This is a genomic window from Vulcanococcus sp. (assembly GCF_044369115.1).
In the GTDB taxonomy this organism is placed as follows: Bacteria; Cyanobacteriota; Cyanobacteriia; order PCC-6307; family Cyanobiaceae; genus Vulcanococcus.
In genome coordinates, this window is the sequence record NZ_JBIPMN010000065.1 from 1 (window position 1) to 12616 (window position 12616).

Genomic DNA, 12616 nt, shown 5'->3' on the forward strand with positions numbered 1-12616 from the left:
ATGGGCTGCTCGCCCGCTTCCTTCCACACCCGCTGGGCCGCCCGATACACAAGGTTGTCGGGGCCGCCGCGCAGGTGGGAGCCCTCGCTCCCTTCAATCACCAGTTCAAAGCGCTCGCCATCGCCTTCGATGCAGCGCATCTCAAAGCGGTTATTGAGATCCAGGGCGGCCCCCAGACAATCAAAGCCGGGGCCCAGGTTGGCTGTCGTGGCGGGAACATCCACCACAACCCCCTGGCCGATGCGGGGGCGGACCATACGGTCGGTTCTGCTGGGGCCAGTGTCCCACTCAGCCCATCAGCATCCGGGCGCGGCAAGCGGCGCTGAACAAGCCCGCTTCAGGGTCGGTGAGGGCGTAGACGGGCACCTGCTCAAGCACGGTGCTGAGGCGACCCTTCTGCTGGAGCGGATCCAGAAAGGCTGGCGAGCGCAGTTCATCGAGCAACTTGCCAGCGGTGCCGCCGCCCAGCCAAAGCCCTCGGCTGCAGAGGGTTTGCAAGGCCAGGTCCCCGGCGGCACTCCCATAGGCCCCGAGCCAGAGATCCATGGCGCTGCGGGCCAAGGGATCGCCAGCTGCCGCGGCCGTGGCGGTGGCGGCCGGGCGATCGTTGCTGTCCACATCGGCCAGGGGATGGCCGGCGCCGCTGGGGTCGGTGGCCAGCAGCCAGCGCATCACGTCGCCCAGCCCCGTGCCGCTTACCACCCGCTCGATCGACACCCGCTCGAGCTGCAGATCCTGCTTCAGCCAACACTTCAGCTGCCACTCAGCCTCGCTGCGCGGCGCGAATTCGGCGTGGGAGGCCTCGCTGGCCATCGCCTTGAGCCCAGTTTCTGTGGGCACCCCGATCGCCACGCCCAGCCCTGTGCCCGCCCCCAGGATGGCCACCGGCGCCTGGGGATCAGTTCCGCTCAGCGCAGGCCGCAGCAGGGTGTGCTGATCGGGTTGCACATGAGGCAGGCCGTAGATCAGTACGGCGAAGTCATTCACCAGATCCACCTGCTGGAGCGCGCATTGCGCGGCGAGGGCCGATTGCTCCAGCTGCCAGGGGAGGTTGGTGAGCTTCACCCCTCCCTGACGCACCGGCCCCGCCACGGCAAAGCAGGCGTGGGTGGGCCTGGTGCTGCTGGGCCCAGCGGCCAGGAAGTGGTTTACCAGCGCGCCGAAATCGGCCCAATCCGCCGACACGAACCTCTCGGCCCGCTGTTGGCTGAGCCGATCCCCTTCGAGCGCGTAAATCGCCAGAAGGGTTTTGGTGCCGCCGATGTCGCCGGCGAGGAGAGTGGTCATCAGCCCAGGGGCAGACCTGCACTCCGATCCTGATTCGCCTGGGCCGCCGCTGCCACCAGATCAGCCAGGGTCACACTGCCCAGGTCGCCCTCGCGGCGGCTGCGCAGACTGATGGCACCGTTTTCGGCCTCCTTGGCGCCGATCACCCCGAGCACCGGGATCTTCATCTGTTCGCCATTGCGGATCAGCTTGCCGAGGCGATCCCCAGATTGATCGATGCTGGCACGCACACCGGCGGCCTTCAGCTGGCTGAGCACCTGCTCCGCGTAACCGCGCACCTCATCGGTGACTGGCAGCAGGCGCACCTGTTCTGGCGCCAGCCAGAAGGGGTAATCGCCGGCGTAATTCTCGGTCATGATCCCGAAGAACCGCTCCAGTGAGCCGAAGATGGCGCGGTGGATCATGATCGGGCGCTGCCTGGAACCATCAGCGGCCACGTAGTCGAGGTTGAAGCGCTCGGGCAGGTTGAAATCGAGCTGGATCGTGGAGCACTGCCACATCCGGCCGATGGCGTCCTCGATCTTGAGGTCGATCTTGGGGCCGTAGAAGGCGCCGCCGCCCTCATCGATCTTGTACGCCCAGCCCTTGCGATCGAGAGCCTCGATCAGGCCGTTGGTGGCCAGATCCCACACGGCGTCTTCGCCGATCGATTTCTCAGGCCGGGTGGAGAGGTTGATCTCGTAGTTGCGGAAATCAAAGGTGGAGAGGATCTGCTCGGTGAGATCGAGGATCGCCAGAATCTCATCGCTGATCTGCTCTGGCAGGCAGAACACGTGGGCGTCGTCCTGGGTGAAGCCGCGCACGCGCATCAGGCCGTGCATCACGCCTGGACGCTCGTAGCGATACACGGTGCCCAGCTCGGCCCAGCGGATCGGTAGCTCCCGGTAGCTGCGCAGGGTGCTGGCGTAGGTGAGCACGTGGAACGGGCAGTTCATCGGCTTGAGCTGGTATTCCCGCTCATCCACCTGCATCGGCCCGAACATCGACTCGCTGTAGAAATCGAGGTGGCCGGAGGTTTTCCAGAGGCTGATGTCGGCCACGTGCGGCGTGTAGAGCAGCTCGTAGCCGGCGGCGAAGTGCAGCTCCCGCCAGAGGTTTTCGATCAGCAGGCGCATGCGGGCGCCGCGGGGGTGCCAGAACACCAGACCGGCACCAGCTTCATCCTCGATCGAGAACAGATCGAGATCGGTGCCGATGCGGCGGTGATCGCGGCGCTTGGCTTCCTCCTGGCGCCGCTTGAACTCGGCCAGCTGCTCGGGAGTTTCCCAGGCGGTGCCGTAGATGCGCTGCAGCTGGGCATTGTTTTCATCGCCGCGCCAGTAGGCGCCGGCAACGCTCTCGAGCTCAAACGCCTTGGCGTTCAGTTCAGCCGTGCTGCCTACATGGGGGCCGGCGCAGAGATCCCACCACTCATCACCGAGGGTGTAGAGACTGATCGGCTCCTGGATCCCCGCCAGGATCTCGAGCTTGTAGGGCTCGTTCTGGGCCTTGATCCGGCTTTCGGCCTCAGCGCGGCTCACCTCAATGCGCTCGAGGGGGAGCTTTTGATTGATGATCTTGATCATCTCCTTCTTGATGGCCTTGAGATCGGCCTCCGTGAAGGGATCGGGATTGTCAAAGTCGTAGTAGAAGCCGCTCTCAGTCCAGGGGCCGATCGTCACCTGGGCCTTGGGGAACAGGCGCTGAACCGCCATCGCCATCACATGGCTCATCGAGTGCCGGATGCGCAGCAGCAGCTCGCTTTCGCTGGTTTTGGGCAGGTGAATCGGGGTGTCCTCCACCGCCTCGCCAGTGGCCGTGGTGGTTGCGACGCTGCCGGATGAACTTGAAGCGGCAGGGCGGGTCGCGGTCACGGCTGTGGGGTAGCAACCCCGATCCTACGCAGGCGATTTGGGCTCATTCCTACGCTGATTCGTGATGACTGCTTCTCTCTCGCCGCTGCCGCCGCCCCCTGAATCGGATTCGGAGCCAGCCCAATTGCTCGATCAGTTGCTGCAGTCGTTGTTCGACGACTTCAGCTTCTGGTTCCAGCGCGGTTTGGTGCTGCTGGAGCTCACGCCCGACGCGCTGCTTCCTGCGTCCGAGCAGCAATCGCTGCGTCAGAAGCTCGAGGAGGCCCTGCAGGCCATTGCCGCCACCCGCGCTCTGCGGGCCGCCTGCACCACGCCGATGGCCGTGGATATGGATGCCATGGCTCCCTGGCATCACTTGATGATGCGGGTGTGGAATCTCTCGTCGATGCTGCGGATCGCCGGTGTGGCACTGCCACCGGATGGCCGTGGTGACGCTGAACCTCAGGCCTGATTCGCTAGGGCCTTGAGGTTGCTGCTGAAGAAGCGCTGCAGGTCCTCGGCCCGCTTCACCGGCTGCCCGTAGGCGCTGCGGCCGGCGAGGGTGGGAAAGGAGGCCCATTCGCGGGCCAGCACGGCCATCGCTTCGCGGGTCAGCCCCTGTTGATCGATCTGATCAAGCACCCCCCGCCGATCCACCAGATAGAGGGCTGCCTGGTCTTGGCTGCTGGGCTCGAAGCTCTCAAGCTGCAGTTTGCGTGCCGCTTCACTCCAGGTGCCGGGCAGGAATTGGTAGGCCCCTGCAGCAGCGCTGGTGTAGCGCTTCACCACCACAATCTCAGGGTGGCGCTCCAGGCTGCTAAACCTCCCTCCCCCATACAGGGTGCGGTAGCCCTCCTTGCCCTGTTTCCACGTGCCTTCGGCGTAGCGGATGGTGTTCAGCAGGGCGCGCCGCTGTGGCGTGATCGTGTAGGTGCCGGTGCCGTTTGCCGAGGCGTGCAGTGCACCGCTAGCCCGGTTGCCTTCGCTCTCTTGCTGACGTCCCTGCGATGGAGAGACCAGAGGACCTGCGGCTAGAAGCAGCAGCCCCAGGGCCGTGGCTGCTGCGCTAGCAGGAGCCGGGCGGGAGGCGGAGGGGAGATGGCGACGCAAACGCAAGGGCAACACGACAAGGTTTGGCCACCCTGGTGCCCAGCGATGGGCTGGCAGGAGACCAGCCCAACCGCCCTAGACAAATGAGACGCAGATGTGCTGAGCCAGTCCCCGACGCACTGAGACCGGGCTGCGACTCGCGAGAGCGCGCTGTGCCGGCTGTGTCGGCGTTCGCATGATTAATTAGGCGTCTTTATGTTTTCTTTGGGATTGATCACGCTGCGGCCGTCGTTCAGGGCCGTGGCAGGAAGCCGAGCGCCTGGCGGGTGCGTTCCACGGTGGCCTCCGCCACCGCATTGGCGCGCTCGTTGCCCTGGTGCAGCACGCGATCGAGTTCAGCGGGGTCGTTGCTGAGGTTTTGATAACGCTCCTGAATCGGTCGCAGCGCTTCCACCAGCACCTCAGCCAGCAGTGGTTTGAAGCTGCCCCAGCCCATGGATCCGCATTCGCTGGCCGCTGCCTCACGCCCCTTGCCGCTCAACAGGGCATACAGACCCAGCAGGTTGTCGGTTTCAGGCCGCTCGGGATTGCCGAATTCCAAGCCCATGATTGGGTCGGTCTTGGCGCGCTTCACCTTCTTGGTGATCAGCTCGGGTGGATCGAGCAGGTTGATGCGCGAGCCCTCGTTGGGATCGCTTTTGCTCATCTTGCTGCGCCCATCGGTGAGGCTCATCACCCGGGCCCCGTCTTTGAGGATCAGCGGTTCAGGCACCTTCAGCACAGGGATCAGCTCGCCTTCGGCGTCCTTGGGGGCGAAGCGGGCATTGATGCGCTGCTGGGCAATGTCGCGGGCCAGCTCAAGGTGCTGCTTCTGGTCCTCTCCCACTGGCACCAGGTCGGCGTCATAGAGAAGGATGTCGGCGGCCATCAGCACCGGGTAATCGAGCAGGCCCACCGACACCTGATCGCCCTGCTTCACAGCCTTTTCCTTGAACTGGATCATCCGCTCGAGCCAGTTCAGCGGGGTGACGCAATTCAGCAGCCAGCAGAGTTCGCTGTGGGCCGGCACATGGCTCTGCACAAACACCGTGGCCTTGGCCGGATCAATGCCACAGGCCAGATAAAGCGCAGCAGTGCTGCGGGTGTCGGCCGCCAGCTGCTCGGGGTTGTGTGGAACGGTGATCGCATGCAGGTCCACCACACAGAAAAAGGTGTCGTGGCTGTCCTGCAGATCCACCCAGTTGCGGATGGCGCCAAGCCAATTGCCCAGGTGCAGAGACCCGGTTGGTTGAACCCCTGAGAGAACCCGGGCCCTTGGCATCTTTGATTGTTCGCGAATCGCCGGATTCTGCCGTGAGGTGCCTCCGGCGCACCCGCTCCACGCGGCAATCAGGCTTCCGCTGACTGGGCCTCAGCATCCACCTCCGTGGCGGCAGGCTCAGGGGCAGGTGCTGCGTTTGCGGACTCCTCAGCTTCAGCAACCACCTCAGGTGCTGCTGTCACGGGCTTTGCCGGCCGCGCGAAGGGGTTGGGACGGCTGGAGCCAGGGCGCTCACCGTGCTCGGGTCGGGGAGCGCGCCGTTCGCCGCCGGGGCGAGCGCCAGCACTGGCGCGGTGCTGTGCCACCACCTCATCGAGCTTGCCGTCTTCCAGCATCTGAGCCACGGTGCGGATCGAAAGGCCGAGGGCCGCCACGGTGGAGCGCAGGCCGAAGGCCTCCTGCACGGCGCGTGCGGCACGCATTTCGTTGTCGCTCAGGCGGATGCGGAAGCCACCGGCTTCACGGCCTCCGCCTTCACGGGCACCGCCTTGGCGGGGGCCACGGTCTCCGCCTTGGCGCTGGCCATGGTCGCCGCGGAAGCGTTCGTTCGAGCTGGGTTGAAAATCGCCGTCGGCCATGGCCGCACACCTGAACAGTCAGGCGCAAGTGTGCCCTATGGCTGGTGGTCAGGGCCAGCACCACTGCATCCGGTGGTGTTCAGGGCTGCCGTGACGGGCGAGCACCAGCAGGGGGATGGGCGTGGGGCCTTCAGCCTCCAGCAGCTGGCGGTAACGCTCCAGCAGTTGCAGGTAGGCACTGAGGGTCCAGCCGTGGTGGCCTCGCTCCTGCGCTTGCCAGAAGCGCCGGAGCGCCAGGCTGCAGCTCTGGCGGCCGAATTCCTGCCAACAGAGCTCTTGAGCTTGCAGATGCTCAACGCCCTGTTGGCGCCATTCCCGGAAGCGCACCAGTTCTGGGGCCTCGCCGGTGCTATCCGGGGGCAGCGCCCGGGCCAGGTCTTCCACGCCCACCTGCTGGAGCTGCAGCCAGCAGCGATCGAGCAGCAACACCGGCAGTGCGCCATGCCAACGGTGCTGCTGCTGTTGGGCCTTGAGCAGTCCGTCCACCTGCCTCTGCAAACGCGGCGTCAAGGGCGTCAGCAGCTCAGCCATGGGTGCCGCGAAAGGTGATGTCGGCGATGGCGTATTCCCTCGGCTCCAGATGAATCGTGCATCGCACCGGGCCGAAGCGGACCTCGAGATGCTCCTCCACCAGCTCGGTGATGCGGTGCGCGGTGGGCAGATCGTTGGCGTCCACCACCATGTGCAGCTCGATGAACACCCGCTGACCCAACACCCCCCGGCTGGCGATGTCGTGCACGTTCAACACACCGGGCACGGCCATGGCCACTTCGTGGATGGCCTCCGGTGCGATGGCGATCTGATCCACCAGCCACGGCAGGTTGCTCTTGAGCACTTGCCAGCAGGCCCGCACCAGCAGCACGCAGAGCGGAATGGCCATGGCCACATCGAGCCAGTTGATGCCCAGAGCCAGCACCCCCGCCAGACCAATCAGCACCACCACCGTGGTCCAGATGTCGCTGGTGGTGTGTTTGGCGTCGGCTAACAGCAGCTGGCTGCCCAGCCGGCGCCCCTCGCTGCGCTCGTAGCCGGCCAGCAGCAGATTGCAGCCGAGCACGATCAGCAGCAGCAGTAGGTCTTGGCCGTCGAGGCGCAGGGGCGGCAGTCCGGCGGCGATGCGCTCCAGGGAGCCTTTAAGGATCTCAAAGGCGGTGAACAGGATGAACCCGGCGATGGCCAGGGCCCCGAGGCCCTCATATTTGTCGTGGCCATAGGGGTGATCACGATCTGGGCGGGGATCGGACAGCCCATTGGTGATCAGGCCCAGCAGGCTGCTCAGGCCATCCGTGGCGCTGTGCATCGCATCGGCCAGCACCGCCAGGGAACCGGTGAGCAGGCCGATCACCAGCTTGAGCATGGTCATCGACACGTTGACGGCCAGCGCGACCAGCAGTACGCGCTTCACCGCACCGCGGCTGTCATCGCGCTGCCGCACGGCGGTAGACGCTGCCTGACCCGTGCTGGCGACTCCCATGGCCTGGCAGGCCTACAACAGTGAACCCAAGCTATTGGGTCTGGGCAGTGCACACCAGCTGAGCTAAAGAGAACCGGCGCATCCGCAGGACCCTGCCGCCGTTGATCCCGCCATCGCCTCTGCTCACTGCCGCCCTGCTGCCGCAGATCAGGCGCTTTTGGCCCCTTGCCGCGGGCCTAGGTGGTGGGGTGATCCTTTTGGAGAGCAGCCACGGCGCTCTCTCCTCCGTGATCAGCCTGAGCGCGGCAGCCGCAGGCTTCTGGCTGTTGAGCGGGCGTTTGCGCCCCTCAGGGCGAGCCTTACCAACGAGCGTGGAGGGTTGGCTGGAGCGCTGCCAGAGCGTGCTGGAGAGTTTTGAGCGGCTGGAGCCGGATGTCGATCCGCTCGTGCAGCAGCAGCGCCGCGAGCAACTGGAGCAGCTGCGCCAGAGCCTGGGCAGCGCCCATCTGCAGGTTGCCTTGGTTGGGCAGGCCGGCTGGAGTGAAGCTCTGCAGGCCCAGCTGCTGCAGCACTGCCCATCGCCGTTGCCGCTGCGGGTGCTGCGCAGCCAACCTCTTCCCCCCAGCAGCGCCGCCTGGTACTGGCCTGATGCTTTCAGGCGCTGCGATCTGATCGTGTATCGCCTCAGCTTGCCTCTTTCGGCGACTGATCTGCGCTGGCTGGAAGCGTTGCCCAAGGGGCAAGAGGTGCTGCTCTTGGCAGATCGCCCGCCAGGGGACTGGCCGCTCGCGCTGCAGCAGCTTCAGCACCAGCTCCCCGAGTCTCTGCGCCAACACTGCTGGCCCTGGTCGCCGGAGCTGAGCGAGGCCTATGCCGCTGATCTCCAGCCTCTCGCGTTGGCGTTCGCTGCCCTTAGCCCTGAGCGATTGCGCTTCACCCACCAGCGCTGCCTTGAAGAGCTGCACGGCAGCTGGCAGGTAGCCCTGGAATCGCTGCGCCGCCGCCAGTGGCAGCAGCTGATGCAACGCACCCAGTGGGCCGTGGCCGCCGGTGTGGTGGTGGCCCCCCTGCCCAGCCTCGATCTGCTGGTGTTGGCTGCTGCCAATGGGCTGATGCTGCAGGAGATGGCCCGCCTCTGGGATTGCCCTTGGTCGCTTGAGCAGCTCCAGGCGGCAGCGCTGCATCTGGCCAAGGCCTGCCTGGCGCTGGGGGTTGTGGAGTGGAGCGCCCAGTCGCTGGCGGCGCTGGTGAAGCTTCACGGGGCCACCTGGCTGGTAGGCGGCGCCTTGCAAGCTCTCAGCGCTGCCTATCTCACCCGCGTGGTGGGCCGCGCCATGGCCGACTACATGGCCCTGGCTGCCGGGGTTCCCGAGGCGGAACTGGAGCGCTTGCTGCAACAGCAGGCACCTGTGCTGGTGGCCAGGGCCGCGGAGGAAGAAAAGCTCGATTGGGCCGGTTTCTTGCAGCAGGCGCAGCAATGGGTGCAGCAGAGCGGCGCAGCGGGCACTCCCAAAGCTTCAGCCGCTGCCTAACAACCGACTTCATGAACCATTCATGAAGCACTTCATGAATTTGCGTGAACTCTGGCGAACTTAATTTTTGCTTCCGAGATTTTTTTTCGCGTCCCCATAGCGTGGCTCTGCCACTTCTGTGGCACGCATTCTCATTTGGCTCGTTCAGAGTCTGCTGATTCATGACCACTGCCCTCCGCAGCGGCCGCTCCAGCACTTGGTCACAATTTTGTGAGTGGGTCACCAGCACCGATAACCGCATTTATGTGGGCTGGTTCGGTGTGCTGATGATCCCCTGCCTGCTGGCGGCCACCATCTGCTTCATTGTTGCTTTCATTGCGGCTCCCCCCGTCGACATCGACGGTATCCGTGAGCCCGTTGCCGGTTCATTCATCTACGGCAACAACATCATTTCCGGCGCTGTGATCCCCAGCAGCAACGCCATCGGCCTGCACTTCTACCCCATCTGGGAAGCCGCCAGCCTCGATGAGTGGCTGTACAACGGCGGTCCCTACCAGCTGGTTGTGTTCCACTTCCTGATCGGCATCTCCTGCTACATGGGCCGTCAGTGGGAGCTCTCCTACCGCCTGGGCATGCGCCCCTGGATCTGCGTTGCTTACAGCGCTCCGCTGTCGGCTGCCTTCGCCGTGTTCCTGATCTATCCGTTCGGTCAGGGCTCCTTCTCCGATGGCATGCCCCTCGGCATCAGTGGCACCTTCAACTTCATGCTGGTGTTCCAGGCTGAGCACAACATCCTGATGCACCCCTTCCACATGCTTGGTGTGGCTGGTGTGTTCGGTGGCTCCCTGTTCTCCGCCATGCACGGTTCGCTGGTGACCAGCTCCTTGGTGCGTGAAACCACTGAAACCGAAAGCCAGAACTACGGCTACAAGTTTGGTCAAGAGGAAGAGACCTACAACATCGTGGCTGCCCACGGTTACTTCGGTCGCCTGATCTTCCAATACGCCAGCTTCAACAACAGCCGTAGCCTGCACTTCTTCCTCGGTGCCTGGCCTGTGGTTGGCATCTGGTTCACCTCCATGGGCATCAGCACCATGGCGTTCAACCTGAATGGCTTCAACTTCAACCAGTCGATCCTGGATTCCCAGGGCAAGGTGGTCAACACCTGGGCCGATGTGCTCAACCGCGCCAACCTGGGCATGGAAGTGATGCACGAGCGCAACGCGCACAACTTCCCCCTCGATCTGGCCACCACCCAGTTGATCTCTGTGGCTCTCACCGCTCCTGCGATCGGTTGAGTTCACCCTCTGGCTGAGTTAACAGCCAGCATTCGTGCCCCCGCTGCGGCGGGGGTTTTTGAATGCCCGGATGCCTGAAGCTTCTCCGCTTTCTCCGTTGCGGTTGATCGATGGGCCGGCCTCGGCCCCCGCCACGCTGCTGCTGGCCCACGGTGCTGGCGCCCCCATGGATAGCCCGTTCATGCACACCATGGCCTGCGGCCTGGCGGAGCTGGGTTGGCGGGTGGTGCGTTTTGAATTTCCTTACATGGCCCAGGCGCGCCAGAGTGGCCAGCCCCGAGCTCCGGATCGCTTACCGGTGCTGCTGCAGAGCTGGCGCGATCAGGTGGCGGCGGTTGCAGCCGAGGGGCCGCTGTTTATCGGCGGTAAATCGATGGGCGGCCGCATGGCCAGCCTGGTGCTCGAAGAGCAGGCCAAGGCCGCCACAGTGCTGGGATGCCTATGATTGGGCTATCCGTTCCATCCGCCGGGCAAGCCCGATGCCCTGCGCATTGAGCACCTGCAGACCCTCACGCAGCCTGCGTTGGTGGTGCAGGGTGAGCGCGACAGCTTTGGGCGACGCGCCGAGGTGGAGACCTACGCGCTCAGCTCAGCGGTGCAGCTGCACTGGATTCCCGATGGTGACCACAGCTTCAAGCCCACCAAGCGCTCGGGGCTGAGTGAGCAGGCCAACCTGCAGCAGGCGATTGCCGCTGCAGATCAGTTCATGGCTTCGTTTTATCGAGATCGCTCGGGCGGCTGAGCACGAACAGCACGCCACCGGTGAGGGCCAGGCCAATCACCACCATGGCCGTGATGGCAGTGCTGTAGTCCGTCTGCATGGCGGCGTAACGATGTGTTACTGCACCCTACGCGAGCTGCGGTAGCGCTTCCAGGGCACTGGCCAGGCTGATCGGCTGGAGCTCCCTTGCGCTCGTGATTTCTACGATCCTGCCGATCGAAGCGGGTGTGGCCAGCGCCTCCACGCAGCAGCGCGCTACCAGGCGGCGCGGGATGGAATCGCTCTCTTGCTGATCAGCAGTGCTGTATCGGATCCCCTCGTGCTCGAGATCCGTTTCCCGCTCTGAAAGCCCGCCGGGGCGGATCACGGTCCAATCGAGTCCGCTGCGCTCCAGGTTCTGCTCGCCGATGCGCTTCCACACCAGGATCAAGCCGAACAGGTTGAGTGGATGGCGCCAGCGGCCGGCGCAGAGCGAGCTCACCAGCACCACGCGCCGGATGCCCAGCCGCTGGCAGCTCTCCACCTGATGTTGCACGCCCCAGGCATCCACACGCATCGGGCCGGTGAGATCCACCGAAGGGCGGGCCCCGGTGGCGATCACCAGACCATCGCAGCCCGTGAGCGCCCCATCGAGGGCTGCGCGATCACTGAGCTGCAGCCGGTGTTGCTCGCATTGCGCCAGGGAGGCCGGCACAACTGAATCCGGGCGCAGCAGCAACCGCGGCTGATCGCCAACCCGCAGCAGTTCTTCGGCGATCCGGTAACCGGTTTTGCCCGAGGCGCCGCTCACGGCGATGGTGCGGGTCATCGGGGGGGTATGACGTGCAGTAGATGCGCAGTATCGCGGCTCTGCATGAAGCGCTGGCATCCTCCTGAGCCCGATGACGGGGATTGGCCCGTTGATCGTGGCCGCCCGCTGGGGCTTCGGCTGCTGGCGCTGCTTGGTGCGTTCTCTTTTGTGATGCTGGGGCTCAGCAGCCTGGCGCCGCTGTTGCATCCGCCAGAGCCCAGGCCGCCTGCCATGCCGGATCGGCCTCGCGATGCTCTGCTGAGCCTGTTGCGGAGCTTGGCGTGATCGATCTGGCAAGCATCCCGCTCCCAGCCGCCCTGCTGGTGGCCACCGCTGCAGCGGCCTGCCTGGGCCTCTTGATCCTGCTAGCCGGCCTGCAGCGGGTGTTTGCCGTGGCGCCCCGACTGCAGCCGTTGCCCAGCCAGCAACCGCTCACCGCTGACACCCTTACCGTGGTGATTCCGGCCTACAACGAGGCCGGCAACATCGAGGCCTGCCTCAGCCATGTGCTGGCCTCTGATTCCCCCTGCGCAGACTGGCGGGTGCTGGTGGTGGATGACGGGTCCACCGATGCCACCGCGGCATTGGCAACGGCCAGCGCTGCGGAAAGCGGTTGCCCCCCTGAGCGCTTTCAGCTGCTGCAGGCCGGCCCCAGACCCACAGATCAGCGCTGGGTTGGCAAAAACTGGGCCTGCAGCCAAGCCGTTGAACAGATCCACAGCGATTGGCTGCTGTTCATCGATGCCGATGTGCGGCTGCAGCCCGATGGCCTGCGCCGCGCTCTGGCCCAGGCCAACAGTGATCAGGCCGATCTGCTCAGCCTGGCGCCGCGCCTGGCCTGCACATGCCTGGC

Annotated in this window: 13 protein-coding genes and 2 pseudogenes; 6 read left to right on the top strand and 9 right to left on the bottom strand. The window is 65.0% G+C overall.

Annotated elements, in window-relative coordinates:
- The 3 genes and pseudogenes from ACIQ2E_RS06675 to thrS form a co-directional block, all read right to left on the bottom strand.
- Positions 1 to 257: pseudogene (locus tag ACIQ2E_RS06675) on the bottom strand (homoserine kinase); the annotation flags it as partial.
- A 31-nt stretch (positions 258 to 288) separates the two neighbouring features.
- Positions 289 to 1287, bottom strand: a complete 999-nt coding sequence (locus ACIQ2E_RS06680; protein WP_398327944.1) for a glucokinase — start codon at positions 1285 to 1287, stop codon at positions 289 to 291.
- Positions 1287 to 2999, bottom strand: a complete 1713-nt coding sequence (thrS, locus tag ACIQ2E_RS06685; protein WP_398327974.1) for a threonine--tRNA ligase — start codon at positions 2997 to 2999, stop codon at positions 1287 to 1289. The genes ACIQ2E_RS06680 and thrS overlap by 1 nt, the downstream gene beginning before the upstream one ends.
- A gap of 205 nt (positions 3000 to 3204) precedes the next feature.
- Here thrS and ACIQ2E_RS06690 point away from each other — a divergent pair, with 205 nt between their 5' ends.
- Complete coding sequence (locus ACIQ2E_RS06690; protein ID WP_398327947.1) at positions 3205 to 3591, top strand: DUF2605 family protein; 387 nt, start codon at positions 3205 to 3207, stop codon at positions 3589 to 3591.
- On the opposite strand, the gene ACIQ2E_RS06695 is transcribed toward ACIQ2E_RS06690, so the two are convergent.
- From ACIQ2E_RS06695 to ACIQ2E_RS06715, 5 genes are all read right to left on the bottom strand, one after another.
- On the bottom strand, positions 3582 to 4229 hold the full coding sequence (locus ACIQ2E_RS06695; protein WP_398327977.1) for a glycoside hydrolase family 104 protein: 648 nt from the start codon (positions 4227 to 4229) through the stop codon (positions 3582 to 3584). The two genes, ACIQ2E_RS06690 and ACIQ2E_RS06695, sit on opposite strands and share 10 nt — an antisense overlap.
- A 232-nt stretch (positions 4230 to 4461) precedes the next feature.
- Positions 4462 to 5490 carry a tryptophan--tRNA ligase gene (gene trpS / locus ACIQ2E_RS06700; RefSeq protein ID WP_398327950.1) on the bottom strand — a complete coding sequence of 343 codons (1029 nt, stop codon included), beginning with the start codon at positions 5488 to 5490 and terminating at the stop codon, positions 4462 to 4464.
- Between the two features lie 68 nt (positions 5491 to 5558).
- Complete coding sequence (locus ACIQ2E_RS06705) at positions 5559 to 6068, bottom strand: hypothetical protein (protein WP_398327953.1); 510 nt, start codon at positions 6066 to 6068, stop codon at positions 5559 to 5561.
- Positions 6069 to 6116: 48 nt separating this feature from the next.
- Positions 6117 to 6599 (bottom strand): hypothetical protein, encoded by a 483-nt coding sequence (locus ACIQ2E_RS06710; protein WP_398327956.1) that lies wholly within the window; start codon positions 6597 to 6599, stop codon positions 6117 to 6119.
- Positions 6592 to 7542, bottom strand: coding sequence for a cation diffusion facilitator family transporter (locus ACIQ2E_RS06715; protein WP_398327959.1), 951 nt, complete (start codon positions 7540 to 7542; stop codon positions 6592 to 6594). The genes ACIQ2E_RS06710 and ACIQ2E_RS06715 overlap by 8 nt, the downstream gene beginning before the upstream one ends.
- 101 nt (positions 7543 to 7643) lie before the next feature.
- Between ACIQ2E_RS06715 and ACIQ2E_RS06720 the strand changes: the two genes are divergently transcribed.
- The 3 genes and pseudogenes from ACIQ2E_RS06720 to ACIQ2E_RS06730 all read left to right on the top strand — a co-directional run bounded on the left by ACIQ2E_RS06720 (position 7644) and on the right by ACIQ2E_RS06730 (position 10994).
- Positions 7644 to 9014: a YcjF family protein gene (locus ACIQ2E_RS06720; RefSeq protein WP_398327962.1), complete on the top strand. Its 1371-nt coding sequence runs from the start codon at positions 7644 to 7646 to the stop codon at positions 9012 to 9014.
- A 161-nt stretch (positions 9015 to 9175) separates the two neighbouring features.
- Positions 9176 to 10252, top strand: a complete 1077-nt coding sequence (gene psbA / locus ACIQ2E_RS06725; RefSeq protein WP_398327965.1) for a photosystem II q(b) protein — start codon at positions 9176 to 9178, stop codon at positions 10250 to 10252.
- A 190-nt stretch (positions 10253 to 10442) separates the two neighbouring features.
- A pseudogene (locus ACIQ2E_RS06730) lies at positions 10443 to 10994 on the top strand (alpha/beta family hydrolase).
- 106 nt (positions 10995 to 11100) lie between these two features.
- Here the strand turns inward: ACIQ2E_RS06730 and ACIQ2E_RS06735 are convergent.
- Positions 11101 to 11781, bottom strand: coding sequence for an SDR family oxidoreductase (locus ACIQ2E_RS06735; RefSeq protein ID WP_398327968.1), 681 nt, complete (start codon positions 11779 to 11781; stop codon positions 11101 to 11103).
- A gap of 45 nt (positions 11782 to 11826) precedes the next feature.
- Between ACIQ2E_RS06735 and ACIQ2E_RS06740 the strand changes: the two genes are divergently transcribed.
- Together ACIQ2E_RS06740 and ACIQ2E_RS06745 are read left to right on the top strand one after the other, a co-directional pair.
- Entirely contained in the window at positions 11827 to 12048 is a 222-nt protein-coding gene (locus tag ACIQ2E_RS06740; RefSeq protein WP_296444802.1) for a hypothetical protein, read from the top strand.
- On the top strand, positions 12045 to 12616 hold a 572-nt coding region (locus tag ACIQ2E_RS06745), incomplete at its 3' end, for a glycosyltransferase (protein WP_398327971.1). The genes ACIQ2E_RS06740 and ACIQ2E_RS06745, both read left to right, overlap by 4 nt.

Coding starts and splice junctions, on each gene's coding strand:
- ACIQ2E_RS06715 (WP_398327959.1), bottom strand. CDS start 7,542: ATGGGAGTCGCCAGCACGGGTCAGGCAGCGTCTACCGCCGTGCGGCAG.
- ACIQ2E_RS06735 (WP_398327968.1), bottom strand. CDS start 11,781: ATGACCCGCACCATCGCCGTGAGCGGCGCCTCGGGCAAAACCGGTTAC.
- ACIQ2E_RS06705 (WP_398327953.1), bottom strand. CDS start 6,068: ATGGCCGACGGCGATTTTCAACCCAGCTCGAACGAACGCTTCCGCGGC.
- ACIQ2E_RS06680 (WP_398327944.1), bottom strand. CDS start 1,287: ATGACCACTCTCCTCGCCGGCGACATCGGCGGCACCAAAACCCTTCTG.
- ACIQ2E_RS06710 (WP_398327956.1), bottom strand. CDS start 6,599: ATGGCTGAGCTGCTGACGCCCTTGACGCCGCGTTTGCAGAGGCAGGTG.
- ACIQ2E_RS06740 (WP_296444802.1), top strand. CDS start 11,827: ATGAAGCGCTGGCATCCTCCTGAGCCCGATGACGGGGATTGGCCCGTT.
- psbA (WP_398327965.1), top strand. CDS start 9,176: ATGACCACTGCCCTCCGCAGCGGCCGCTCCAGCACTTGGTCACAATTT.
- trpS (WP_398327950.1), bottom strand. CDS start 5,490: ATGCCAAGGGCCCGGGTTCTCTCAGGGGTTCAACCAACCGGGTCTCTG.
- ACIQ2E_RS06690 (WP_398327947.1), top strand. CDS start 3,205: ATGACTGCTTCTCTCTCGCCGCTGCCGCCGCCCCCTGAATCGGATTCG.
- thrS (WP_398327974.1), bottom strand. CDS start 2,999: ATGAGCCATGTGATGGCGATGGCGGTTCAGCGCCTGTTCCCCAAGGCC.